Here is a 25,050-nt window from a genome sequence, read left to right as displayed (position 1 = left end):
CTCACCCCGCCGAAACAATCCCCCGGTCGGCATCGAGCGTCACCACCACATCCGCCAGATCCGGCAACGTCCGCAACGCCTGCCGGCTTACCCGCTCGTAGTGCTGTACGAACCGCGCAACGCCCGTTGCATCCATCCCGCCACGCCCCGGTTCGGCCGCCTGCAGCGCCTGTTCCTGCTGCAGGCGCCAGTCGAAGACCACGTCGAAGCCGGGCGGTTGCAGGAACAGCAGCCGGTCGAGGCCGGCCCACAGCGCGGGGTAGTCGCGGGCGAGGGCGGTGTTGCACCAGCGGCGCCAGGTGCCGCTGGGGTCTTCGTCGCGTTCCAGGGTGTTGACAGGTTCAATGAGCGCGGTCGCGGGTTCGGCGGGGGTGCCGACGCACCAGCCTTCGAACAGCAGCACGTCGAGGCCCTGGACCATCGGCCAGCCGGCTTCCGGCAGGCGCCGGTCGCCGAGCTTGTCGAAGCGCGGCAGGCGGACCGGCGTGCCCGTGCGCACGGCTTCGAACGCGGCGAGACCCAGCGCGACCTCATGCGTGCCGGGCGGGCCGCGGGTCGCCAGCAGCGGGTGCACGTCGCGGGCGAGCGCCTGCCGGGCATCGCGATCGAGGTACAGATCATCCAGCGAGAGCACGGCGGCGCGCAGCCCGCGGGCCTCGGCCGCGGCGACCACCTGCGCGGCCAGTGTGGATTTGCCTGTGCCCTGCAGGCCGCTGATGCCGAGCACGCGCGGCGCGGCGCCCGGCTTGAGGCCGTGCAGCAGGGTGTGGACGAGGGTGTCGGGCCAGGGCGCGGCGGTGGGTGCGTGCATCGGCGCACGATAGCGCGCGTGCTGCGCCGCGGTTCGACATCGTGGCGGGCTGCGGCGATCATCGACGCATGACCACTGCCACCACGACCCTGCTGTCTGAAGCCCTCGGCACCTTCGCCACGCTGTTCGACGAGGCCCAGGCCGCCGGCGAGCCCGACCGCACCGCGATGACCGTCGCCACCGCCGCGCTGGACGGCCGGCCGTCGGCGCGCACGGTGCTGCTCAAGGCATGGGATGAACGCGGCTTCGTCTTCTACACCCACCTCGACGGCCGCAAGGGCCGCGAGCTGCAGGAAAACCCGCACGCCGCGCTGCTGTTCCACTGGCCGCGCGTGCGCAAGGGCGTGCAGGTACGCATCGAAGGGCCGGTGGTGATCGTCGCCGACGAGGAGGCCGATGCCTACTTCGCCTCGCGTCCGCGCGGCAGCCAGCTGGGCGCGTGGGCGTCGAAGCAGTCCGAGGTGCTCGATACGCGCGAGACCTTCGAGCAGCGGCTGGCCGATCTCGAACGCGAGTTCGAAGGCCGCGACGTGCCGCGTCCGCAGCGCTGGTCGGGCCTGCGCGTGCGCCCGGATCGCGTCGAGTTCTGGTACGGCGCCGAGTACCGTCTCCACGAGCGCTGGCTCTACGAGTGCGATTGCGCCGGCGATTGCCGCAAGCGGATGCTGTATCCGTGAGGAGCAGTGATTCGTCATTGGTGAATCGTGATTCGAACACGAATGCGCGCTGCGGCTCTTCCGAATCACCAATCGCCAATCACCAATTGCGCAAGGCCCGTGGACCGCAGCGCATCGTCTGCCTGACCGAGGAACCGACCGAAGTCCTGTACGCGCTCGGTGAGCAGGACCGCATCGTCGGCATCAGCGGCTTCACCGTGCGGCCGCCGCAGGCGCGCAAGGAGAAGCCCAAGGTCAGCGCGTTCACCAGCGCGAAGATCGACGAGATCCTCAAACTCGAACCGGATTTCGTCGTCGGCTTCTCCGACATCCAGGCCGACATCGCCGCCGAGCTGGTGCGCCGCGGGGTCGAGGTGTGGATCAGCAATCACCGCAGTGTCGATGGCATCGTCGACTACGTGCGCCGGCTCGGTGCACTGGTCGGCTGCGCGGCGCGCGCCAATGCATATGCGGACGAACTGCGCCGCGGACTGGAGGCGATCGAGGCCGAAAGCGCGCGTCTGCCGCGGCGCCCGCGCGTCTATTTCGAGGAATGGGACGAGCCGATCATCACCGGCATCCGCTGGGTCGCCGAGCTGGTGCGCATTGCCGGTGGCGACGACGTGTTCCCGGAACTGTCGGCCGAATCACTGGCCAAGGCGCGGATTCTCGCCAACGGCGATCCGGTGGTCGAGCGCGCACCCGACATCATTCTCGGCTCGTGGTGCGGCAAGAAGTTCCGCCCCGAGCGCGTCGCCGCGCGTCCGGGCTGGGAGGCGATTCCCGCGGTGCGCGACGGCGAACTGCACGAGATCAAATCGCCGCTGATCCTGCAGCCCGGGCCGGCGGCGCTGACCGATGGCGTGACGCAGATCGCCGCCATCGTGCAGGCCTGGGCGCGCAGGCGCTGACCGGATGGGGTGCGTTCTGCGCTCCGTGACGTCAGGGATGCGCGCGGACATGAAATTCCCATAGCGACCGTCCGCGACAGCCGCTGATCGGTGCGGTTCGGGCAGATTCCATGTACCAGACAGGCGCGTTGTTGCGAGGCGCTGTGGCTGCAGTCCACGCCTACGCCGGTACACGCCAGCGACCGAGGCGCCTGAGCAGCAAAGCTTCGACGACTTCGCGTGCGCGGGCGTCGCCGGGGCCGCGGGCATCGTGGCCCTTGCCCTTGTCGTGATTGCAGCGCGCACAGGCGAGCGCGAGGTTGCGTGGATCTTCCGCATCGTCGCCGACCTGCGCCGTCAACGCTGCCGCCGCGCGTCGACCGAACCACGCCTGCGGCACCACGTGTTCCAGCGTCGCGAGTCCCAGCGGCGCGCCATCGTCGCGCACCTGCAACGCACTGCGGCAGTGCAGGCAACGCGTCGACCAGATGCCGTCGTCGAACACGGCGAGGGCATCGGTCTGCGCCGCACGCAGCAGGCGCCGTCGCAGCGCGGCGCGCATGGCTCAGAACCTGCTCAACGGCCGTCGCGAGCGCAGCCCGGTGGCGCGTGACGGCACGCAGACAGCGCAACGACCCTGGCAGCACGTGTGCACTTAGAGCACCGCACGCGCGTCAAATGCCCAGCGCAGCAGGACGCTGGACACGTTCTCAGGCCTTCAACACGCCCAGCTCGTGGCCGATGCGGGTGAACGCATCGATCGCGCGGTCCAGGTGTTCACGCGTGTGCGCGGCGCTGATCTGGGTGCGGATACGCGCCTGCTCTTTCGCGACGACCGGGAAGAAGAAGCCGATCGCGTAGATGCCTTCCTCGAGCAGGCGCTCGGCGAAACGCTGCGCCAGCTTGGCGTCGTAGAGCATCACCGGGCTGATCGGATGCACGCCGGGGCGCACGTCGAAGCCGGCAGCCGTCATTTTCTCGCGGAAGTAGCGGGTGTTTTCGACCAGCTGCGTGCGCAGATCGCCGGCGGCGTCGAGCATCTCGAAGGCCTTAATGCCGGCGGCGACGACGTGCGGCGGCAGCGAGTTCGAGAACAGGTAGGGGCGCGAGCGCTGGCGCAGCAGTTCGATGACTTCGCGCTTGGCCGTCGTGAAACCGCCGAGCGCGCCGCCCATGGCCTTGCCGAGCGTGCCGGTGACGATGTCGATCTTCTCCAGCACCCCCTTGACCTCCGCCGAGCCGCGGCCGGTGTCGCCGAGGAAGCCGGTCGCGTGGCATTCGTCGATGTGCACCAGCGCGTCGTACTTCGCGGCGAGCGCGGTGATCTCGTCGAGCGGCGCGATGAAGCCGTCCATCGAGAACACGCCGTCGGTCGAGATCAGGATCGTGCGTGCGCCGTCGGCGCGGGCCTGCTGCAGCTGTTTCTCCAGATCCGCCATGTCGCAGTTGGCGTAGCGGTAGCGCTTGGCCTTGCACAGGCGGATGCCGTCGATGATCGAGGCGTGGTTAAGCGCATCGGAGATGATCGCGTCCTCCTCGCCGAGCAGCGGCTCGTACAGGCCGCCGTTCGCATCGAAGCACGCGGCGTAGAGAATCGTGTCCTCCTTGCCGAAGAAGTCCGCGATGGTCTGCTCGAGCTGCTTGTGCAGATCCTGCGTGCCGCAGATGAAGCGCACCGACGCCATGCCGAATCCGTGCGTATCGAGTGCGTCCTTGGCCGCGGCGATGATGTCCGGATGGTCGGCCAGCCCCAGATAGTTGTTGGCGCAGAAGTTCAGCACCGTGCGGCCGTCTTCGAGCGTGATTTCGGCCGACTGCGGGCCGGTGATCACGCGCTCGGCCTTGAACAGCCCGGCGTCGCGGATCTCGTCGAGGGTGTCGGCGTAGCGCTGGGTATTGGAGACGGCGGCCATCGGGCATTCCGGAAACGGGAAGGCCGCGATTCTACCAAGCGGCCGTCAACGGACTTGCGGCGCCTCCGTCCCTGCAACGGCGCATGTGCAGCGCGCCACTGCGTCCAGGCCGTGTCCAGTGCAGCGATCGACGCCGGCAATCCGTGCTGCGCGCCATGCACGGCGAGCCAGCCGTCCATGTCGCCGCCGTGGGCCAGGCATGCAGCGATGCCGCCGAACACGGCCGGGTCGTCGCCGGACGCCAGCAGGAAATCGGCCACGCTGCGGGACTGCGCGTAGAGCCATCGGACGTCTGCCGCCGGGCGTCGCGCGGCGTCGTCCGAGATCATGCGGACATTGCCGCCCGGCGCGGCCTCGGCCTGCAGCACGGGGATCTGCGCGGTCATCGGGTGCGGTTACGCAAAGAGGTGCGGTTACGCAAAGAAATGCTGCAGGTGCGCCTGCGCCCCGGGGGGGGAGCAGGGCACGGCGGCGGTCCGCCGTCGCATCCGACTCCATCAGCACCGCGGCGAGTTCGTCGAGTCCGGGTCCGGGCCGCCGTAACGCGGAGACGCGGCTGACGCTTCCCGCGGCGCAGGCCAGAACGTGCGCATCAACAGCATGTGCCCGATCTACGCCGGCGCGCGCTGCGATCCGTTGCATCGCTGCCCGATGTCGAAGGTGCCGGAAGCGCCGCACGACGCGGGCGCGGATGTCGGCATCGCTGGTATCCGGCAACCGACTGCGCACTGGCGCTCGCCCGCGATGCGTTGCGTCGCACGACGTTCGGTGGTGTGGAGCCACGGCGGCTGCGAACTTGCGCCCGCCGTCATCAATGCATCGCCTGCGGCGGTCGTGATCGCCTGTCCGGCTCCGGCAGCGATCACCGCACCGGGTGGCGCAGGTCTGCCGAAGTAGCGCGAGAAGTCGGCGGCAGCTGCCGATGCGTCATCCGCGAGATGGACCGCGGCTTCGGGTGTGCCGACCTGGAAACAGCCCTGCGCGTTCGCAACGCAGTGCAGCGCGGGCAGGTCCGCGAGTGCAGGACCGGAGGTCGGTGACGCTGCCGAATGCCCCCGGCGTCAGGGCGCAGTTCGCGATGACGGCAAGCGACCGACGAGGCTGGATTGACGCCGCATGCGCCACGCCTGAACACCCGGAACGGCGAGACTGGAAGCAGCAGCGGCACGCCGGAGCGTGCCACTTGCTCATGGGGCAGGGCGCGTCAGCGGGTGCTCCGCCACGCGCCGGTTGCTCAACGCCAGTCGAGCACGACCTTGCCCGACTTGCCCGATTCCATCAGGTCGAAACCCTTCTGGAATTCGTCGGCCGGCAACTGGTGGCTGAGCACCTTGCCGAGCGGGAAGCCCGACAGCACGAGCTGGGTCATCTTGTACCAGGTCTCGTACATCTTCCGGCCGTAGATGCCCTGCACGGTGAGGCCCTTGAAGATGATGCGGTCCCAGTCGATGCCGGCGCCCTTGGGCAGGATGCCGAGCAGCGCGACCTTGCCGCCGTGGTACATGCAGTCGAGCATGTCGTTGAACGCGACCGGGTTGCCGCTCATCTCCAGGCCCACGTCGAAGCCCTCCATGTGGAGGTCCTTCATGACGTCCTTGAGCGAGGTGTTCGACACGTTGACCACGCGCGTGGCGCCCATGTCGGCGGCCAGCTTCAGGCGGAAGTCGTTGACGTCGGTCACCACCACGTTGCGCGCACCGATGTGCTTGCAGATGCCCGCGGCCATCACGCCGATCGGGCCGGCGCCGGTGATCAGCACGTCCTCGCCGACGACGTCGAATTCCAGCGCGCAGTGCGCGGCGTTGCCGTAGGGATCGAAGAACGCGGCCAGCTCGCTCGGAATCTGGTCGGGGATCGGCCACAGGTTGGTTGCCGGCATCACCACGTATTCGGCGAACGCGCCGTTGCGGGTCACACCGATGCCGACGGTGTTCGGGCACAGGTGCGGGCGGCCGGCACGGCAGTTGCGGCAATGACCGCAGACCAGGTGACCCTCTGCCGAGACGCGCTGGCCGACTTCATAGCCAGTGACCGCCGAGCCCAGCTCGACGATACGGCCGACGAACTCGTGGCCGATGACCAGACCCGGCGTGATCGTGCGCTGGCTCCACTCGTCCCACAGGTAGATGTGCAGGTCGGTGCCGCAGATCGCGGCCTTCTCGACGCGGATCAGCACGTCGTTCGGACCCGGCGCCGGCACCGGCACTTCGGCCATCCAGATGCCTTTGGTCGCTTCGCGCTTGACCAGCGCCTTCATTGTCTGGGCCATCGTGGGACTGCCTGCCGTGGGCGAAAAGAGCCGGCGATTATACGACGCCGCCCGCGGCCGCCCTGCTGCGCTGCGGCGCAACGGAGCACCGTTTCGCTGCGGTTAGACTTGGCGCCCCGTTTCGATCGAACAGGACCACCATGCGCCATCCGCTTCTGGCCGCGACCCTGCTGGGTGTCTTCTACAGCTGCAGTGCGCCGGGTGTGGCGGGCGAGGGAATGTGGGTGCCGCAGCAGCTGCCCGAAATCGCGCCGGCGCTGCGCAAGGCGGGTCTGAAGGTCGATCCGCAGCGCCTGGCCGACCTGACCGGTGATCCGCTGGGCGCCGTGGTCTCGCTGGGCGGCTGCACGGCCAGCTTCGTGTCGAACCAGGGGCTGGTGCTGACCAACCACCACTGCGCCTATGGCGCGATCCAGCTGAACTCGACGCCCGAGAACAATCTGATGCGCGACGGCTTCAATGCCGCGGCGCTGGGCGATGAGATCCCGGCCGGGCCGAACGCGCGCATCTATGCGCTCGAGCGTATCGACGATGTCACCGAGCAGGTGCAGGCCGCGATTGCCGCCGCGCCCGACGCGCTGGCGCGCACCACCGCGCTGGATACGATCGAAAAATCCCTGGTCGGCGCCTGCGAGGCCGAGCCCGGCTACCGCTGCCGCCTGTACAGCTTCCTCGGCGGCGCCAGCTATCGCCTGTTCCGCAACCTCGAGATCCGCGACGTGCGCCTGGTCTATGCACCGGCCGGCGGCATCGGCAGCTTCGGCGGCGACACCGACAACTGGATGTGGCCGCGTCACACCGGCGACTTCGCGTTCTACCGCGCCTACGTCGGTCCGGACGGGCGTCCGGCGGATCCGGCGGACGACAACGTGCCCTATACCCCGCGCCATGTGCTGCGCATCGCCGACAAGCCGCTGCGCGAAGGCGATTTCGTCATGGTGGCCGGCTATCCGGGCCGCACCAGCCGCTACGCCTCGGCCGCCGAGTTCGCCGAAACCGTCAGCTGGCGCTATCCGCAGATCGGGCTGCACTACAAGGCGCTGATCGGGCTGGTCGAGACCCAGGGCCAGCAGGACCCCGAGATCGAAGTGCGCTACGCCAGCGCCGTGCGCGGCTGGCAGAACACCCTCAAGAATTACGAGGGCCAGCTGCAGGGCTTCGAGCGCATCGGTGCGCTCGGCCGCCGCCAGGCCGAAGAGGCCGCAGTGCTGGAATGGCTGCGCAGCCGCGGCGCGGAGGGGGAGGCGGCGCTCGATGCGCACGCAAAGATCGCCGCGCTCGACGCCCAGGGCCAGGCCACGCGCGACCGCGATCTGGTGCTGTCGCTGCTCGACAACAGCGGGTTGCTGTCCACGGCCGTGCGCCTGTACCGCCTGTCGATCGAAAAGGAACGTCCGGACGCGATGCGCGAGCAGGGCTTCCAGCAGCGTGACCTGCCGGTGATCGAAGGCGGACTGCGCCAGATGGATCGCCGCTACGTACCCGCAATGGACCGCGCGCTGACCCGCTACGCGCTGCAGCAGTACGTGCAGCTGCCGGCCGAACAGCGGGTTGCGGCGATCGACGCCTTCATCGGCGGCAACGATGCGGCCGCAATCGAACGCGCGCTGGATCGTCTCGACCGCAGTGCGCTGAAGAACAGCGACGAGCGCCTGACCTGGTTCGCCGCCGACCGCCATACCTTCCTGCGCAGCCGCGATCCGGCGCTGCAGTACGCCGCGGCCGTCGTGCCGGAGCTGGTGCAGATCGAACAGGCCGCCAAGGCCCGCGCCGGCGATCTGCTGCAACTGCGCCCCGTCTATCTGCAGGCCGTGGCGGACTACCGCGCCAGCCGCGGCGAGGCGGTCTATCCGGACGCGAATTCGTCGCTGCGCCTGACCTTCGGCAACGTCACCGGGTACACCGATCTCGCCGGCACGGCGCATACGCCGTTCACCCGGCTGGAAGAGATCCCGCCCAAGGCCACCGGCGCCGAACCGTTCGACGCACCCAAGGTGCAGCTCGATGCGATCGCCGCGGGCCGGCAGGGCGGCCTGGCCGATCGCCGCCTGCGCAGCGTGCCGGTCAACTTCCTGTCCGATCTCGACGTGACCGGCGGCAATTCCGGCTCGCCTGTGCTCGATGCCGACGGTCGCCTGACCGGCCTGCTGTTCGACATGACCTGGGAAGCGGTGGTCTCGAACTGGGTGTTCGACCCGGCGATGACCCGCACCATCTCGGTCGACCAGCGCTACATCCGCTGGGTGATGCAGGAAGTCGATCCGGCGCCGCGCCTGCTGCAGGAAATGGGCTTCGCGCCGCGTAACTGAGGGGCGCTGGCCTCGGCCGTCGAGCGAAGTCATCTCGCTCGATCGGTGCGAGGACCGTCATCCCCGCGCAGCCGGGGCTTCCAACGGACGCATGTCCGGTCATCCCCGGGCCAGGCGTTCGACGGTCGACGTCGGTGGATCGAGCGGCGATGCAGCGATTGAAGCGCGCGTCCACATACGAGATGCGTTCGGGACCGGCGGCTGCAAACAGCAGCCTGCAGCGCGCATATGTCCGCGCCGCCTCCCGGTCATCGCGAACGATCGGATCTGGACCTCGTCATCCCCGCGCAGGCGGGGCGTCCAACGGACGCATGTCCGGTCACCCATGGACCTGTCGCCTGACGGTCGAGTTCGCTGCGCCGAGCCGCCCCGTGGTCGAAATGTGCGCCTGCCTGCACGACGGTGCGCCCGAAGCGATTCGAGGGAGTCGCGCAGGCGCAGCGAGCCGACGGGTTCTGACTGGCGCGTGGTCGCGACGCGCGCGCACCATGCGCGGATCCGACCCCTCATCGCCCACGTTGCAGAACGCGCTGACCGCACTGGCTCGCGCGGGATACGCCGAGGCGCATTTCGAGGTTCCGCCTCCGCCCCTGAAGCTCGGCGGACGTCCGAATAGCGAGCCGATCGAAGCCCCCGCGCACCCGGCCGCGCATCGCCCGGCCCGACCTTCGCTAGACTGTCCGGCCCACGACGAACGGAACCCGCGCGCATGAGAATCCTGCTTGCCCGACACGGCGAAACGCCGTGGAACGCCGAAGGCCGGTACCAGGGGCAGGAGGACATCGCGCTGTCCGATGTCGGCGAACGTCAGGCCGCGCTGCTGGGCGCGCGACTCGCCGATGTGCGCATCGACCGCGCCGTCGCATCGCCGCTGTCGCGTGCCGACCGCACCGCGCGTCTGGCGCTCGGTGCCAAACGCGAAGCCATGCTGCGCACCGATACGGGCCTCGCCGAGATCGCCCACGGCACCTGGGAAGGTCTGCTGGCCAGCGAGATCCGCGAACGCGACCCCGAGCGCCTGGCCGCGTGGCGCGATACGCCCGATACCGTGCTGATGCCCGGCGGCGAATCGCTGCAGCAGGTGTTCGACCGCGCATGGCCTGCATTCGTCGCCGCCATCGACGGGCTGGGCCCGGACGACACCGCGCTGATCGTGGCCCACGATGCGGTCAACCGCGTGATCCTGTGCCGCATTCTCGGCATTCCGTTCTCCAGGCTGTGGACGTTCCGCCAGGCGCCGACCACGTTGAACCTGCTCGAAGGCGCGGACGCCGACCATCTCGACGTCGTGCGCCTCAACGACTGCGCGCACCACACGGCGTTCTTCGGCGAGGCGGTGCATCGGGCGCTGTAGGTCACGCGGAGCGATGACGGGTGTGATCACCTGGCGAACCCTGTGGTTCGGCTCGGAAACGCCACGGCGACGGCAGGTGATCGTAACCGTGTCGATACTTCTGCTTGTGGCATTGGTGTGTCTGGGCCTCTTCGTCGACTTCATTCCGGCCGAGTGGCTTCGTCATCGTGGTCGCATCGAACACACGTTCGGATTCATCGGCTTGTGTCTGACGATCCTGCTCTACGGGGCTTTGCTCATCCGTGGACACATGGCGCGGCAATCCTTTCGCGAGAACCTGAAACTCTGGGCTGTATTTCCGTTTGCGCCTTTCTTCCTGGGCGGGCTCTGCTGGCTGGTCCTGGCAAAGGCGCTGCCGTGGTCGTTCACGCGCGTCTTCGGAGACGATCGATCAATACACGCCACGATGTGGACCGCATACGCGCCCTCGCGCCGATCATGCGATTACCGGCTCACCGGCGGTCCTTTCGCGGACACGATGCCCGCCCATCTCTGTGTGAACTCCCGCGTCCATGACGCCTATCCCGATCACGAGGTCCAAGTGCGGCTGATCGGAAAGGCGAGCCCCCTCGGGTTCGCCGTGGTCTCGGGTTTTGTCGGACCACCCTTGCAGGAATCCACCCACCCCGATGAATCCGCCCGTGAATGAGCTTGCGCATTGGCTCGCGCGCATCGAAGCGCGCCACCCCACCGAAATCGAAGTGGGTCTCGACCGTGTCGGCGCGGTCTACCAGCGCATGGACTGCGGCCGTCCCGCCGCGCAGGTGATCACCATCGCCGGCACCAACGGCAAGGGCTCGACCGTCGCCTTCGTCCTTCAGCAGCCCGCCCGGCGATGAGAATCCCGCACGTCCCGTCGCTTTGTGCCCGCCGGCCTGGACGGCGAAACGTATGGGTGCCTGTCTCCATTTTCGCGCCCATCGGCCTGTTGGTGCTCGGGGTCGTCGTCGACTTCATTCCTGCAATCGGGTTTAGTGACCGACGCGCGGTGATTTTGTTCGGAGCCATCGGTCTGTGTCTGGCCGCTGTGCTTTATCGCGAGAAATTCATGCGGGAGCGGACGAGCGTAAGGCAGGCGGGTTGGAGAATCTGGCTGTGGTTTCCGTGGTTGGCGGCCATGCTTGGGATCTGTGTCTGGATCGTCCTGATCGTGGCGGTGCCGTGGATGATCACGCGTGTTTTCGGCAGCGATCACCAATTGCAGGCAATGATGCAGACGGAGCATATGTACTCAAGACAGCTATGCGATCATCAGCTGACGGGCGGCCCCATCAGGGACGCTTTTCCGCCGCTCATCTGTATTGACCCGGACTTGTATCAGCGCTATCCGGATCAGGCGATCACCGTCGAACTCAAAGGAAAAGTGACCCCGCTGGGGTTCGCGATCATCTCTGTGCATCACGTCGCCCCCACCGGACACGTTCATGTCGACTGATCTGTCCACTTGGCTCGCGCGCATCGAAGCGCGCCACCCGACCGAAATCGAAATGGGGCTCGACCGTGTCGGCGCGGTCTACCAGCGCATGGATTGCGGCCGTCCTGCCGCGCAGGTGATCACCATCGCCGGTACCAACGGCAAGGGCTCGACCGTCGCCTTCGTCGAAGCGATCGCGCGCGCGGCGGGCTGGCGCGTGGGCGCCTACACCTCGCCGCATCTGCTGGCCTACAACGAGCGCGTGCGCATCGATGGCGTGGACGCGGACGATGCGGCCCTGGTCGAGGCCTTCGAAGCCGTCGAGGCCGCACGCGACGACACGCCGCTGACCTATTTCGAGACCGGCACGCTGGCCGCGCTGTGGCTGTTCGCGCGCGCGCAACTGGATCTCGCGGTGCTCGAAGTCGGCCTCGGCGGCCGGCTGGATGCGGTCAACATCGTCGCGCCGGATGTCGCGGTGATCACCACCGTCGATCTGGACCACCAGGACTGGCTGGGCCACGACATCGAGACGATCGGCTTCGAGAAGGCCGGCATCGCCCGCGCGTGGCAGCCGCTGGTGCTCGGCGATACCGATCCGCCCGCCAGCGTGCTGCAGCACGCCTACCGGATCGGTGCGGTGGCGATCCGCGGTGGCAGCGACTTTCTTTATGCGCCGTCGGGCGAGGGCGTCTGGACCTGGCGCGAAGTCGGCTACGAGGTCGAACTGCCGATGCCGGCACTCGCCGCGCCGGTGCAGCTGCGCAACGCCGCGGTCGCCGTCGCTGCGATCCGCGCGCTCGACGTCGAGGCCGACCGTGCCGTCGATGACGCCGCGCTCGTCTCCGGCATCGCCAACGCGCAGGTGCCCGGCCGGTTGCAGCGTCATGTCCGCGATGGCGTCGAGATCGTCGTCGATGTCGCCCACAACCCGCAGGCAGCACGCGCGCTGGCCGACTGGCTGGCGGCCGAGCCGGCAACCGGGCGCACGGTCGCGATCTATGCCGCGCTCGCGGACAAGGATGCTGCCGGCGTGGTCGCGCCGCTGGTGCCGCACATCGGCGCCTGGCATCTGGCCGGCCTCGCCGACGCAGGAGCGCGCGGGCAGGCGGCCGAGGCCCTCGCGACACGGCTGGCCGGCACCGCCGCGGGCGAGGGCGCCCGGCATGCCGATGTCGATGCAGCGCTGGCCGCGGCGATCGCGGACGCCGACGCCGGCGACCGTATCCTCGTGTTCGGCTCGTTCCACACCGCAGCCGCCGCGCTGACGCGACTGCAGGGCGCGCGTTAAGAAGCGCGGGGGCTGCGGCGCGTATAATCCGCGCGGTTCCCTCGCCCGGCCATTGCATGACGCCTGGACTGAAACAGCGCCTGATCGGCGCCGCTGTGCTGATCGCACTCGCGGTGATCTTCCTCCCGATGGTGGTCAAGGGCCCCGCGCCCGCAAGCGGCCTGCCTGACATGCCCCTGGGCGTGCCGGATGCGCCGGACAGTGACTACAAGACCGTGGATCTGCCGCTGGTCGCCCCCGGCCCCGCGCCGGAAGGTGGCGTGCTGGGTGGTGGCGCGCCGCTGGCCGAAGACCGCGCACCGGCGCAGGCCCAGCCGCGCGCCGATGGCGATGCGCTGCCGACCGTCGATGCCGGCGCGTCGTCCGAACCCTTGCCGGCCACGACAGCTGGCGGCGGGTATGCGGTGCACTACGCCGCATTCGCCACCCAGGCCGATGCCGATGCGATCCTGCGCCAGATCGGCCAGTCGGGTCTGACCGGCTACCGCGAGGCCTACACGCTCAACGGCAAGCCGGCGCAGCGCGTGCGTCTGGGGCCGTATGCCAGCCGCGCCGAAGCCGAAATCGTGCGGGTGCGCGCGGCCCAGGTCCGCGACGACGTGACGCCGCGCGTGATCGCACTCGATGCGGCCACGCCTGCGGCTGCGGCGTCGACACCTGCACCGGCGGCGACCCCGCCTGCGCCGAGCCCGGCACCCGCACCGGCCGCGACACCTGCGCCCGCGCCGACGCCTGCAGCGGCGACGCCGACGCCTGCGCCGGCAACGCCGCCGCCGGCTGCCGAGCCCGCCGCGCGCCCGGCAACGCCTGCCGCGACCGATGGCGTCGGTTTTATCGTCCAGGTCGGCGCCTTCAGCAACGCCGCCGATGCCAACGGCATGCGCGACCGTCTGCGGAGCGCCGGCATCACCGCGTTCACCGACAGCGTGCAGACCGACAAGGGCCGCCTGACCCGGGTCAAGGCCGGGCCGGTCACCAGTCGCAGCGAAGCCGAGCAGCTGAAGACGCGCGTGCGCGCCGCAGTCGGCATCGACGGTCTCGTCCGCGCACACCCCTGACCGGCCACAGGCGCCGATCTCACTCCCTTCGTCACCGGCGCGGTTTCCGCGCCCAGCAGAACTGGAAATCGAACATGTGCGGGATCGTCGGGATCGTCGGAACCTCTGAAGTCGCGGCTGCGCTGTATGACGGCCTGACCGTGCTGCAGCATCGCGGCCAGGACGCGGCCGGCATCGCCGTCGCCAGCGGCACCGTGATGCGCGTGCACAAGGGCAACGGCCTGGTGCGAGACGTGTTCGACACCAAGGCGATGGATCTGCTCAAGGGGCGCGTGGGCATCGGCCACTGCCGCTACCCCACCGCCGGCAGCGAAGGCCACGACGAGGCGCAGCCGTTCTACGTCAACTCGCCCTATGGCATCGCGCTCGCCCACAACGGCAATCTGGTCAACACCGACCAGCTGCGCCAGCAGGTGTTCGAGACCGACCGCCGCAACGTCAACACCGAATCGGATTCGGAAGTCCTGCTCAACGTGTTCGCGCACGAGCTGGACCGCGAGAAGGCGTTGACCCCCGAGGCCGCGTTCCGCGCCGTCGAAGGCGTGAACCGCCGCGCCAAGGGCGGCTACGCCGTGGTCGCGACGGTGCTGGGTCTGGGCCTGGTCGCGTTCCGCGATCCGCACGGCATCCGTCCGCTGGTGCTGGGCAAGCGCGAAACCGCCGAGGGCACCGAGTACGCGGTGGCCTCGGAATCGGTCGCGCTCGACATCCTCGGCTTCGAACACCTGCGCGACGTGGAGCCGGGCGAAGGCCTGGTGATCACGCCGCGCGGCGAACTGCACCATCGCCAGTGCGCGCCGCAGCAGCCGCATGCGCCGTGCATCTTCGAATACGTGTACTTCGCGCGTCCGGACTCGATGATCGAGAACATCTCGGTGCACAAGGCGCGCATGCGCATGGGCGTGACGCTGGGCGAGAAGATCCTGCGCCTGCGCCCCGACCACGACATCGACACGGTGATTCCGATTCCGGACACCTCGCGCGACGCGGCGCTGGAAATCTCCAATACGCTCGGCGTGAAGTACCGCGAGGGCTTCATCAAGAACCGCTACGTCGGCCGCACCTTCATCATGCCGGGCCAGGGCGAGCGCGCGAAGTCGGTCAAGCGCAAGCTCAATCCGATCCCGCTGGAATTCCGCAACCGCGTGGTGCTGCTGGTCGACGATTCGATCGTGCGCGGCACCACGTCCAAGCAGATCGTGCAGATGGCGCGCGACGCCGGCGCCAAGAAGGTGTATCTCGCCTCGGCCGCGCCTCCGGTGCGTCACCCGAACATCTACGGCATCGACATGCCGTCGGTCGACGAACTCGTTGCGCACAACCGCACCGAACAGGAGATCGAGGCGTTCCTCGGTTGCGACTGGCTGATCTACCAGGATCTCGCGGATCTCGAGACGGCCGTGGCCGGCCCCAAGTTCCCCGATCGCAAGTTCGACAGCTCCTGTTTCAGCGGCGAATACGTCACCGGCATCGAAGCGGGCTATTTCGAACGCCTGCAGCAGCTGCGCAGCGACGACGCGAAGAAGAAGCGCCGCGCGTGAGCGCGGCGGGGGTCGCGGCCGCGCCGGACCTGTTCGCGGCCGCGCACCACTGTCTGTCGGCCTGTGATCCGGATGCCAAGGTCGCCCTGACCCACGCCTACACGCGCCGGTTTCGCGACGGCGCATTGCCGCTCGATCCGGGCGCACCGCCGCCCGATCCCATCGGCATGCCCGGTCGGCCCGCGCGGCCGCAGCTGGTGCATCCGCGCGAACTGCCGCGCCGCGGCTTCGGCACGACCGAGGGGCGCGCGGCCTTCGTGCATGCGATCGCGCATATCGAACTCAACGCGATCGACCTGGGCTGGGACGCGGTCTATCGCTTCCGCGGCCTGCCGGCGGCGTACTACGCCGACTGGGTGTCCGTCGCCGACGACGAGGCCCGGCACTTCGTGCTGCTGCGCGACCGCTTGCGTGCGCTCGGCTTCGACTACGGCGATTTCGACGCGCACAACGGTCTGTGGGAAATGTGCGAGAAGACCGCGGATGACGGCATGGCGCGCATGGCGCTGGTCCCGCGTGTGCTGGAAGCGCGCGGGCTGGACGTGACGCCGGGGATGATCGTCAAACTGCAGGGCCTGGGCGATACGGCCACGGTGGAGATCCTCGAAGTGATCCTGCGCGAGGAAGTGGCGCATGTCGCCGCCGGCAGCCGCTGGTTCCGCTGGTTCTGCGAACGCCGCGGCGTTCAGCCGGAATCGACGTTCCGCGATCTGTTGTCCGAATACGCGCGCGCGGTATTGCACGGCCCGTTCAACATCGACGCACGCGCCGCAGCAGGATTCAGTGCGGAAGAACTGGCGGCGCTGCAGGCGATCGCCGAACGCTGACCGCATCCCCGCTGCTGAGGGAGCGCGCTTGCGCGCGATGGGCTCTACCGGGAGCGTCTTCGCGCGCAAGCGCGCTCCCACCTCTGTCTGGCCGAGTAGGCGCGGGGCTGCACGGGCAGCTCGACATCGATGCACGCCGCAACGGGCTTCAGCGAGAAAGAATTGGCAGCGCTGCAGGCGACCGCCGAACGCGACCGCATTCTGCTTCCGTGGGAGCGCGCTTGCGCGCGATAGGCCCTACCGGGAGCGCCTTCGGGCGCAAGCGCGTTCCCACAGTGATGGTGGAGCGATCAGATCGCGCTGGTCAGCGCCGACAACTCCAGACGCCCATCGGCATGCGCACGCAAGACCGAGCCCTGCTCGAACCAGTCGCCCAGCACGATGCGCTGGCAGTCGCGGCCGGCGACCTGCAGGTCATGGATCGCGGGACGGTGCGTGTGGCCGTGGATCATCGTGTCGAGACCGTAGCGCACGAACCAGTCTTCAACCGTCGACGGCGCCACATCGGTGACGGTTTCCATCGTGCCTTCGCCGCGCAGCGTGGCGGCGCGCGCCTGGCTGGCAGTGCGCGCCTGCTGGGCGAAGGCCAGCCGCGCGGCCAGCGGCTGCGCCAGCATCTGCGCCTGCCAGCGTGGGTCGCGGACCTGGTTGCGCACGGCCTGGTATTCGACGTCGCCGGTGCACAGCAGGTCGCCGTGGGTCAGCAGCACGGGGCGGCCGTAGAGCAGGATCACGGCCGGATCGGGCAGCAGCGTCATGCCGGCGCGCTCCGCATACGCGCGGCCGACGAGGAAGTCGCGGTTGCCGTGCATGAAAGCCACCGGGACGCGGGACGCCGACAGCGCGGCCAGGCGCTGGCCGACCGCGGCGCCTGCCTCGGACGGATCGTCGTCGCCGACCCAGGATTCGAACAGGTCGCCCAGGATGTAGAGCGCGTCCGCGCTGCGCGCTTCGCCGTCGAGAAATTCCAGGAACAGCTCGGTGATCTGCGGGCGGGCCGGATCGAGATGCAGGTCTGAGATGAAGAGGGTCGCCATAGCCGTCATTGTAATCCGCGTCCGGGGCCGGTCCGGGCGCGCCGGTTAGAATGCGTGCCGTCCCCCGCACCGGATTCCGCGCATGTCCTGCCGCACCCGTTTCGCCCCCAGTCCCACCGGCTACCTGCACATCGGCGGCGCGCGTACAGCGCTCTACTGCTGGCTGGAGGCGCGGCGTCGCGGCGGCGAGTTCGTGCTGCGCATCGAGGACACCGACCGCGAGCGCAGTACCCAGGCCGCGATCGACGCGATCCTCGAGGCGATGGAGTGGCTGGGCCTAGGCTACGACGAGGGCCCGATTTACCAGACGCATCGCCTGGACCGCTACGCCGAAGTCGCCGAGCAGCTGGTCGCCGACGGCAAGGCCTACTACGCCTACGAGTCGAAGGCCGAACTCGACGCGATGCGCGAAGCGGCGATGGCCGCGGGTGACAAACCGCGTTACAACGGCGCCTATCGCGAACGCAACGAGCCGAAGCGCGACGATCCCAATCGCGTGATCCGCCTGAAGAATCCGCTCGAAGGCACCGTGGTCTGGGAAGACAAGGTCAAGGGCCGCATCGAGATCGCCAACAGCGAACTCGACGACCTGGTGATCTTCCGCCCCGACGGCTACGCGACCTACAACTTCGCCGTCGTCGTCGACGATCTGGACATGGACATCACCGACGTCGTCCGCGGCGACGACCACGTCAACAATACGCCACGGCAGATCAACATCTACCGCGCACTCGGCGCGGAAGTACCCGCGTTCTCGCACCTGCCGATGATCCTCGACGAGCAGGGCGCCAAGCTGTCCAAGCGCACCGGCGCCGCCGATGTCATGCAGTACCGCGACGCCGGCTACCTGCCGCACGCGCTGCTGAACTACCTCGTGCGTCTGGGCTGGTCGCATGGCGACCAGGAGATCTTCTCGATCACCGAGATGCAGCAGCTGTTCGACCTCAAGGACGCCAACGCGAAGGCCGCGCGCCTCGACATGGCCAAGCTCGGCTGGCTCAACCAGCAGTACCTGAAGTCCGATGATCCGGCTGCGGTCGCCGCGCATCTGGAATGGCATCTGCGCAATGACGGCTACGACCTGTCCGCAGGTCCGGCGCCGGCGGATGTCGTCATCGCCCTGCGCGATCGCGTGCAGACGCTCAAGGAAATGTCCGAACGCGCGGCGGTCTGGTATCGCCCGATTGCGGCGTATGACGAGAAGGCAGTCGCCAAGCACCTGAAGGCCGAAGCCCGCGCACCGCTGGCCGATGTCCGCGCGCGTTTTGCCGCATTGCCGGACTGGAACGTCGAGGCGATCGATGCGGCGTTCCGCGAGACGGTCGAGACGCTCGGTCTGGGCATGGGCAAGGTGGCGCAGCCATTGCGTGTCGCGATCACCGGCACGCAGGTGAGTCCGGATATCGGGCATACGGTGTATCTGGCGGGGCGCGAGGAGGCGCTGGCGCGGATCGATGTGGCGATCGGGATGATTCCGGAGGGGGATGCGGGCTGAGGCGCGCGCTCTGGATTCTGTTTTTTGCGGGCACTTTGCTTCTTTCCGGCGTGCGTTGTTTATCGATGCGCGCCCGACCGTTCGCTGCCAGCGGCGGTCCGCTTTTCAGGACAGCGCCAACGCAGGACGCAGACCCGTAGGGCGCCGCACAAGGATGTGCGGCGTTTTTCGACCGAGCCAGGATGGCGAGTCGAAAAATCCCGGAACGAATGACTGGCCGGATTTGCTCCGTCGGGGCTGGCCCTTTTCTTTGGTTCCGTTTCTTTTGGGCCAGCAAAAGAAATGAACCCGCTCGCCGCAAGGCGAGTGGAAGCTCTGGACTTTGCTTCTCGCCGAAGGCAAAGCGCCAACAAGCGCAGGCGAAGATCAAACGCTTTCGTCCGCTGACGCGGCCGAGTTCATTTCTTTTGGTTGACGCCAAAAGAAACGGAACCAAAGAAAAACGTCCCCCCGACACGTCCGAAGCCCGCGGCTTGTCGTGCACCGGGATTTTCCGACTCGGCATCCTGCCTCGGTCGGAAAACGCCGCACATCCATGTGCGGCGCCCTCCGGGTTTGAGAGCTCAGCCTGCCGTTGTGGAAGAGCAGCGGCAAAAGCCGAGCAGAGGCCGAGCAAAGCCGCCGATCTCCAAAGGCTGACAGAACGATATTTGTCGAGCAGCCGGGCCAAGACCTGAAGCGGCCGTGCGAATCCGCAGGCAGCAAGTCAAGCACGCTTGAGTCAGTGCCCCCCCGCACCCATCATGGACGGATGGCCAAGCACGACCACCCCTGCACGGATCCGCATCACCACGTCGATGACGCCGCGAGCTTCATCCGGGCGGTGGAGCACGCCTCGAGCGAACGCGGCCTGCGGCTGACGCCGATCCGCGCCTACGTGCTCGGGTTGATCGCCAAGGCCGGCAAGCCGCTCAAGGCCTACGACCTGCTCGATCAGGTGCGCGAGGGCGACGGCCCGGGGGCTGCGGCGCCGCCGACGGTCTACCGCGCGCTGGATTTCCTGCTGGCCAACGGCTTCATCCACAAGCTGCAGTCGGTCAATGCCTTCGTGGCCTGCCACCACCCCAGCACCGCGCAGCATTCGGTGCCGTTCCTGATCTGCGACCGCTGCCACAGCGCGGTGGAGCTGGAAGACGAGGTCGTCGTCGCCTCGCTCGACGAGCGCGCCCGCGCGCTGGGCTTCGTGCCGCAGGCGCAGACGCTGGAAGTCCACGGCCTGTGCGCGCAATGCGCGGGCGCCGCCGCGGGCTGAGCGCGCCGGCCCTCGCGGGCCAGACGTCGAACCTCAGGCCGCGACAGGTACGCGCTTCGGCAGCCGCGCTTCGCGGATCGGCAGATTGGACGCGGCCGCCAGCAGCGCCAGCGCCATGTCGGCGTACCAGACCCACAGATAGGAGCCGGTCTTCGCGACCGCGACACCGCCCAGCCACGCGCCGAAGAACGCGCCGGTCTGGTGCGAGAGCAGGGTCAGGCCGAACAGCGTCGCCAGGTACCGCGGGCCGAACAGCTTGCCGACGAGTCCGGCGGTCGGCGGCACGGTCGCCAGCCAGCTCATGCCCAGGCCGATCGCGAACAGCATGAACGTGGTCGGCGTCGGCGGCGACAGCACGTAGATGAAGATCATCACCGCGCGGCTGATGTAGATCGCGGTCAGCAGCCACTTCATGCGGTAGCGCTGGCCGAGCCAGCCGGCGCCGATGCTGCCGACGATGTTGAACAGGCCGATCAGCGACAGCGCCATCGCCGACACGCCGGCCGACAGGCCGCACATCGCGATCTCGGTCGGCAGGTGGGTGACCAGAAACGCGATGTGGAAGCCGCAGGTGAAGAAACCGAGGTGCAGCAGCCAGTAACTGCGGTCGCGCAGGGCAATGCGCAGTTGCGCGCGCAGGCCGATGTCATCGTCCGCGATCGGCAGAACGGCTGCTCCTGGTGCTGCGGGCGGCAGTTTGCGCCGACGCAGCGGCCAGGCCAGCGGCAGCGTCGCCAGCGCGGTAGCGGCCATCGCCCATGCGGCGGCCGCCCAGCCGAATGCACCGATCATCGTGGTCGCGAACGGTGCATAGAGGAACTGCCCGAACGAGCCGCCGGCGTTGACCACGCCCGAGGCCATCGAGCGCTTCTCGGCGGGAATTACCCGCGCGGTGCTGCCAATCAGGATCGAGAAACTGCCCGCGCCCGCACCGGCCGCGCTGATCAGACCCAGCGTCAGCAGCAGGCCCCATTCGGAGGCGAAGAACGGCGCGGCCGCCATGCCGGTGACCAGCAGCACGCCGCCGAACACCAGCACGCGGCCGCTGCCGCGCTGGTCGGCGATCGCGCCGAACACCGGCTGCACCGCGCCCCAGACGAACTGGCCGACGGCCAGCGCGAAACTGATGGCGGCGATGCCGAGGCCCGTATCCGCGGCGATCGGTTGCACGAACAGGCCCAGTGACTGCCGGATGCCCATCGTGATCATCATCATCGCGGTGGCAGCCAGCACCAGCGGCCACCAGCGCGAGGCGACGGGCGCGCTCATGCCGCGAGCTTCCGGGTGACGCGGTCGAGCACCGCGTGCAGGCGGCCGACCTCGTCGATGCCCATCAGCGCTTCGACCTGCACCTGCGCCGCACGCCACAGCGGCTCGGCGCGCGCGACCACTGCGGCACCCGCGGGCTGGACGTCGATCCGGCGCTGGCGCGCATCGTCGGGATCGCGCTGCAGGCGGACCCAGCCGGCGGCGACCAGATGCTTGAGGTCGCGGCTGAGCGTGCTGCGCTCCATGCCGAGCGTCGTGGCGAGCTCACCGACGGTGCGCGGCTGGATCTGCGCGCGGCGCAGGATCGCGTACTGGTTGACGTTGAGCCCGGCCGGCGCCAGCGCCTGGTCGTAGCGCTGGGTCATCATGCGGCTCAGCTTGCGCAACCGGTGGCAGCTGCAGCCGAAGGCGGGGGAGTCGAGCGGGTGGGGCGCGGAATCGGCCATTGCGTGTATCTGCATCGGATTTTGGATGTATATACACCTAATCCGGGTAGGGCGTCGGATCGTTGCCAGCGGCCCACAAAAAGCCCCGCACCGGAGACCGGGGCGGGGCGGTGACGCACGCGTCACTGGAGAGAGCGGAAACCGGTCAGCACATGCAGCTCAAGGCCTGTCTGCAGGATCGTGCCGATCAGAAGTAGACGCGGATGCCGCCGGCAATGGTGCGGCCCGGCAGCGGCGCGAAGTCGCGCAGCAGCGAGGTGTGCGGACGGGCTTCTTCGTCGGTCAGGTTGCGGCCGTCGAGGAACAGCTCCCACTGGGTGCCATCCAGTTCGCCGACGCGCCAGGCGACGCCGGCATTGACCAGCGTGTAGCCCGCGCTCGCGTCTTCCAGCGCGGCCACGCGGTCCTGCTTCTGGTAGCGCACCGCGCCGACGTTCGCGCGCCAGCCGCCGAGGGTCCAGTTGATGTCGGCGCCGATGCGCGACGGTGCGATGCGCGGCAGGTCGCCGCCCAGCGGGATGTCGGCGTGGTAGTGATGGCTGTGGTCGCCGTGCGGGACGTCGAAATGCACGTGGCGGGTGCCGCTGCCGTCGAGTTCGGCACGCACGATGTCGCCGAACAGGCGCAGGTCGAAATCGCCGGCATCGGATTCCAGCAGATGGAACTTCGCCTCGGCCTCCGCACCGCGGAAGGTCGCATCGCCCTGCGTCCACAGCCGTACCGGGAAGCCCTGTTCGGCGACGCCGGTGTCGGCGAGGTAGGTGAAGCGCTTGAACTTCGTCTGGTACACCGCGGCCTTGAACTCGACCCGGTCGGTGTGCGCGTGCAGGCCGATTTCCAGGCGCTGGCCGCGCTCGGTGTCGAGATCCGCATCGCCGATCTCGATCGAGCGCGTGGCGATGTGCGGGCCGGCGGCGAACAGTTCCTCGTTGGTCGGCGCGCGCTCGGAGACGTCGGCGCCGAAGCGCAGGTCGAAGACGTCCGACAGATGCCAGATCGCCGCACCCGACAGGCTGCTGGCGCTGAACTTGCGCGATTCGTTCGAGACCGGATCGATCTCGACGCGCTCGTGGCGGCCGCCGAATTCGAGCTTCACCGGCCCGAATTCCTTCTCCTGCACAACGAACAGCCCCAGGGTGTCGGTCACGCTCGGCGGGACGAAGGCTTCTTCGCCGACCGCGCTGAAATCCGCGCGCCCGATCTGCAGGCCGAATGCGCCATCCCAGCCATTGAACGTTTTCTGCACGGCTTCGATGCGCGCCTCGGTGCCCTTGTTGGTGAACCGCGTCGCCGCAAGGCCGCCTTCGAGTTCGACGTGTTCGTAGTCGTTGTAGGCCGCGCGCACGTTCAGGGCGCTGAGGAAGGGCAGCGGATCGTAGAGGCCGCCCTTCAGGTCGACGCGGTTCTGCACCATGTCGATGCGCACCGAGCCGTGGTCGTGCGCGTGCTCGTCTCCGCCGTGGTCATGGTCGTGGTCATGGTCATGATCATGGTCGTGATCGTGATCATGACCGCTATCGCCCTCGGCATGCACATGCGCGCCGTCCGGCAGGCCGTAATTGGTGCGGTAGGTGCTCACCGCGACGCCCAGATGCCCGCGTTCGCCGAAATACGTGGCGCCGACGGCGCCGGCGCGCGTGCGGATGGAACTGTTGGGCAGGGTGCCGAAGGCGTTTTCTTCGTCCCCGTGCGCGTGGTCGTGATCATGATCGTGATCCTCCGGCACCTGGGCGAAGCCCGGAATGTCGAAGTCGCCGGTGTTGCGGACCAGGCCGTCGACATGCAGCACCAGGTTGTCGCCGCTGACGCCGTCGAGGCGGAACATGCCGCTGCGCTCACCATTTCCACTGGCGGCGCGCAGTTCGGCGCGGCCGCTGATCGGGCGGTCCGGCACTTCGCGTGCGATGCGACCGTCGACCACATTCACCGCGCCGCCGATCGCGCCACTGCCGTACAGCAGATTGGCCGGACCCTTGAGCACTTCGATCTGGTCGGCGAGGAAGGGCTCGATGCTGACCGCATGGTCGGCGCTGACCGTCGAGGCATCCATGCTGCCGATGCCGCCCGAGAGCACCTGCACGCGCGGGCCTTCCTGGCCGCGGATGATGGGCCGGCCGACGCCGGTGCCGAAGAAGCCGCTCTGCACGCCGGGCAGCGAGGACACGGTGTCACCGAGATTGCCGGCCTTGCGATCCTCCAGCGCGTCGCCATACAGCACCTCCACCGGGTGCGCGAGATTCTCGGCGTCGCCGCCGAGCGGCGTGGCGGTGACCTGCACGCGGTCGAGCGTGGTCGGATGCGCATGGGTCTGGCTGGTGGCCTGGGCGAACACGGTGGCCGGCAGCAGCAGGGCGACGGCGATGGCAAGGCGGGTCGGGGCGGGGGCGGAACGGCGGCTTCTGGTCATTGCGGATGCAGTACACTGGTGGGCGAAGAGGGAATGTTATAATGTTACGCAAATCCCCGCACCCCCCAAAAGACATGCCTGCACACAATTCCACCTTGCAGCGCGCTGACCGCGTCGGCTTCGCCGCGTCGTTCCTCTGTGCGATCCACTGCGCGCTGCTGCCTGTGGCGCTGGCGCTGCTGCCGGCGTTCGGTCTGAACGTGGGCGGCTGGGTCGACATCGACCAGGCGTTCGTCGTGTTCGCCACCCTGCTGGGCGCGACCACGCTGACGCTGGGCTGGCGCCGCCATCGCGCCTTCCACGCCTGGGCACTGCTGGTGCCGGGTCTGGCGCTGGTCTGGGCCGGCTCGTTCACGCATCTGCACGATCACACGGTCACCCACGCGGTGGTGATGACGATCGGCGGCCTGCTGTTGGCCGGCGCGCATCTGCTGAACCTGCGGCTGACCCACGCCCGCGCGGCGCGCTGAGCGGCTTCACCGATCCGGCCGCGTGCTAGACTCCGCGGCCTTGTGCGCCCGTGCGGCGCACTTTCGCGTCTATCGCATTCAATTCGCAGCACATCAGGAGCAGACAATGGGCAAGGGCGACCGCAAGACCCTCAAGGGCAAGCGCTACAACGCGAGCTATGGCAATTCCCGTTCGAAGGGCCTCGTCAAGGCCGCCGGCACCGCGACCGCACCGGTCGTGAAGAAGGCCGCGACCAAGACCGTGTCCAAGGCGCCGGCCAAGAAGGCCGTCGCGAAGAAGGCTGCGCCGAAGGCCGAGTAAACCGCCGCCGCGCTGCACCGCCGAGAGCCCCGCCTGTGCG

Annotated in this window: 24 protein-coding genes; 15 read left to right on the top strand and 9 right to left on the bottom strand. The window is 68.5% G+C overall.

Annotated features, from left to right (window positions below; translation table 11 throughout):
- Position 1 precedes the first annotated feature (1 nt).
- On the bottom strand, positions 2-811 hold the full coding sequence (locus AC3A5K_RS09935) for a kinase (RefSeq protein WP_487617362.1): 810 nt from the start codon (positions 809-811) through the stop codon (positions 2-4).
- A gap of 68 nt (positions 812-879) precedes the next feature.
- On the opposite strand from AC3A5K_RS09935, the gene pdxH reads away from it, so the two are divergent.
- Positions 880-1,488, top strand: coding sequence for a pyridoxamine 5'-phosphate oxidase (gene pdxH, locus AC3A5K_RS09930; RefSeq protein WP_487617361.1), 609 nt, complete (start codon positions 880-882; stop codon positions 1,486-1,488).
- An 86-nt stretch (positions 1,489-1,574) separates the two neighbouring features.
- Positions 1,575-2,378 carry a cobalamin-binding protein gene (locus tag AC3A5K_RS09925; protein ID WP_487617360.1) on the top strand — a complete coding sequence of 268 codons (804 nt, stop codon included), beginning with the start codon at positions 1,575-1,577 and terminating at the stop codon, positions 2,376-2,378.
- A gap of 160 nt (positions 2,379-2,538) precedes the next feature.
- Here the strand turns inward: AC3A5K_RS09925 and AC3A5K_RS09920 are convergent, their stop codons facing one another.
- The 4 genes from AC3A5K_RS09920 to tdh form a co-directional block, all read right to left on the bottom strand.
- Positions 2,539-2,919: an HNH endonuclease gene (locus tag AC3A5K_RS09920; RefSeq protein ID WP_487617359.1), complete on the bottom strand. Its 381-nt coding sequence runs from the start codon at positions 2,917-2,919 to the stop codon at positions 2,539-2,541.
- Between the two features lie 148 nt (positions 2,920-3,067).
- Positions 3,068-4,270, bottom strand: a complete 1,203-nt coding sequence (kbl, locus tag AC3A5K_RS09915) for a glycine C-acetyltransferase (RefSeq protein WP_487617358.1) — start codon at positions 4,268-4,270, stop codon at positions 3,068-3,070.
- A complete protein-coding gene (locus AC3A5K_RS09910) occupies positions 4,186-4,656 on the bottom strand; it encodes a hypothetical protein (RefSeq protein ID WP_487617357.1) in 471 nt (156 codons plus the stop codon). Before AC3A5K_RS09910 ends, kbl begins: the two co-directional genes overlap by 85 nt.
- 848 nt (positions 4,657-5,504) lie before the next feature.
- Complete coding sequence (gene tdh, locus AC3A5K_RS09905; protein WP_487617356.1) at positions 5,505-6,539, bottom strand: L-threonine 3-dehydrogenase; 1,035 nt, start codon at positions 6,537-6,539, stop codon at positions 5,505-5,507.
- A 218-nt stretch (positions 6,540-6,757) separates the two neighbouring features.
- Between tdh and AC3A5K_RS09900 the strand changes: the two genes are divergently transcribed.
- The 9 genes from AC3A5K_RS09900 to AC3A5K_RS09860 all read left to right on the top strand — a co-directional run bounded on the left by AC3A5K_RS09900 (position 6,758) and on the right by AC3A5K_RS09860 (position 16,333).
- Complete coding sequence (locus AC3A5K_RS09900; RefSeq protein ID WP_487617727.1) at positions 6,758-8,848, top strand: S46 family peptidase; 2,091 nt, start codon at positions 6,758-6,760, stop codon at positions 8,846-8,848.
- Positions 8,849-9,557: 709 nt separating this feature from the next.
- Positions 9,558-10,202: a histidine phosphatase family protein gene (locus tag AC3A5K_RS09895; RefSeq protein ID WP_487617355.1), complete on the top strand. Its 645-nt coding sequence runs from the start codon at positions 9,558-9,560 to the stop codon at positions 10,200-10,202.
- Positions 10,203-10,215: 13 nt separating this feature from the next.
- Positions 10,216-10,851, top strand: a complete 636-nt coding sequence (locus tag AC3A5K_RS09890; RefSeq protein WP_487617354.1) for a hypothetical protein — start codon at positions 10,216-10,218, stop codon at positions 10,849-10,851.
- A complete protein-coding gene (locus AC3A5K_RS09885) occupies positions 10,832-11,041 on the top strand; it encodes a hypothetical protein (RefSeq protein WP_487617353.1) in 210 nt (69 codons plus the stop codon). The genes AC3A5K_RS09890 and AC3A5K_RS09885 overlap by 20 nt, the downstream gene beginning before the upstream one ends.
- A 56-nt stretch (positions 11,042-11,097) precedes the next feature.
- Entirely contained in the window at positions 11,098-11,637 is a 540-nt protein-coding gene (locus tag AC3A5K_RS09880; RefSeq protein ID WP_487617352.1) for a hypothetical protein, read from the top strand.
- Positions 11,627-12,907 (top strand): bifunctional tetrahydrofolate synthase/dihydrofolate synthase, encoded by a 1,281-nt coding sequence (folC, locus tag AC3A5K_RS09875; protein ID WP_487617351.1) that lies wholly within the window; start codon positions 11,627-11,629, stop codon positions 12,905-12,907. Before AC3A5K_RS09880 ends, folC begins: the two co-directional genes overlap by 11 nt.
- A 56-nt stretch (positions 12,908-12,963) precedes the next feature.
- Positions 12,964-13,965 carry an SPOR domain-containing protein gene (locus AC3A5K_RS09870; protein WP_487617350.1) on the top strand — a complete coding sequence of 334 codons (1,002 nt, stop codon included), beginning with the start codon at positions 12,964-12,966 and terminating at the stop codon, positions 13,963-13,965.
- Between the two features lie 74 nt (positions 13,966-14,039).
- Positions 14,040-15,506, top strand: coding sequence for an amidophosphoribosyltransferase (gene purF, locus AC3A5K_RS09865; RefSeq protein ID WP_487617349.1), 1,467 nt, complete (start codon positions 14,040-14,042; stop codon positions 15,504-15,506).
- Positions 15,503-16,333 carry a ferritin-like domain-containing protein gene (locus AC3A5K_RS09860; protein WP_487617348.1) on the top strand — a complete coding sequence of 277 codons (831 nt, stop codon included), beginning with the start codon at positions 15,503-15,505 and terminating at the stop codon, positions 16,331-16,333. Before purF ends, AC3A5K_RS09860 begins: the two co-directional genes overlap by 4 nt.
- A gap of 290 nt (positions 16,334-16,623) precedes the next feature.
- On the opposite strand, the gene lpxH is transcribed toward AC3A5K_RS09860, so the two are convergent.
- Complete coding sequence (gene lpxH, locus AC3A5K_RS09855) at positions 16,624-17,370, bottom strand: UDP-2,3-diacylglucosamine diphosphatase (RefSeq protein ID WP_487617347.1); 747 nt, start codon at positions 17,368-17,370, stop codon at positions 16,624-16,626.
- A gap of 82 nt (positions 17,371-17,452) precedes the next feature.
- Here lpxH and gltX point away from each other — a divergent pair, with 82 nt between their 5' ends.
- Both gltX and AC3A5K_RS09845 read left to right on the top strand, forming a co-directional pair.
- Positions 17,453-18,865: a glutamate--tRNA ligase gene (gltX, locus tag AC3A5K_RS09850; RefSeq protein ID WP_487617346.1), complete on the top strand. Its 1,413-nt coding sequence runs from the start codon at positions 17,453-17,455 to the stop codon at positions 18,863-18,865.
- A gap of 751 nt (positions 18,866-19,616) precedes the next feature.
- Positions 19,617-20,117: a transcriptional repressor gene (locus tag AC3A5K_RS09845; RefSeq protein WP_487617345.1), complete on the top strand. Its 501-nt coding sequence runs from the start codon at positions 19,617-19,619 to the stop codon at positions 20,115-20,117.
- A 33-nt stretch (positions 20,118-20,150) separates the two neighbouring features.
- Here the strand turns inward: AC3A5K_RS09845 and AC3A5K_RS09840 are convergent, their stop codons facing one another.
- The 3 genes from AC3A5K_RS09840 to AC3A5K_RS09830 all read right to left on the bottom strand — a co-directional run bounded on the left by AC3A5K_RS09840 (position 20,151) and on the right by AC3A5K_RS09830 (position 24,239).
- The gene (locus tag AC3A5K_RS09840; protein WP_487617344.1) at positions 20,151-21,386 is read right to left on the bottom strand and encodes an MFS transporter; all 1,236 of its coding nucleotides are present in this window, start codon (positions 21,384-21,386) and stop codon (positions 20,151-20,153) included.
- Positions 21,383-21,832, bottom strand: coding sequence for a MarR family winged helix-turn-helix transcriptional regulator (locus AC3A5K_RS09835; RefSeq protein ID WP_487617343.1), 450 nt, complete (start codon positions 21,830-21,832; stop codon positions 21,383-21,385). Before AC3A5K_RS09835 ends, AC3A5K_RS09840 begins: the two co-directional genes overlap by 4 nt.
- 187 nt (positions 21,833-22,019) lie before the next feature.
- The gene (locus tag AC3A5K_RS09830) at positions 22,020-24,239 is read right to left on the bottom strand and encodes a TonB-dependent receptor (protein ID WP_487617342.1); all 2,220 of its coding nucleotides are present in this window, start codon (positions 24,237-24,239) and stop codon (positions 22,020-22,022) included.
- 95 nt (positions 24,240-24,334) lie between these two features.
- Here AC3A5K_RS09830 and AC3A5K_RS09825 point away from each other — a divergent pair, with 95 nt between their 5' ends.
- Both AC3A5K_RS09825 and AC3A5K_RS09820 read left to right on the top strand, forming a co-directional pair.
- On the top strand, positions 24,335-24,709 hold the full coding sequence (locus AC3A5K_RS09825) for a MerC domain-containing protein (protein ID WP_487617341.1): 375 nt from the start codon (positions 24,335-24,337) through the stop codon (positions 24,707-24,709).
- Between the two features lie 106 nt (positions 24,710-24,815).
- A complete protein-coding gene (locus tag AC3A5K_RS09820; RefSeq protein WP_487617340.1) occupies positions 24,816-25,010 on the top strand; it encodes a 30S ribosomal protein THX in 195 nt (64 codons plus the stop codon).
- Positions 25,011-25,050: the final 40 nt, after the last annotated feature.

The organism is Luteimonas sp. Soil_C_5 (genome assembly GCF_057656615.1).
Note: the sequence above shows the minus strand (reverse complement) of the source record. Positions and strands in the feature narration are given on the sequence as shown.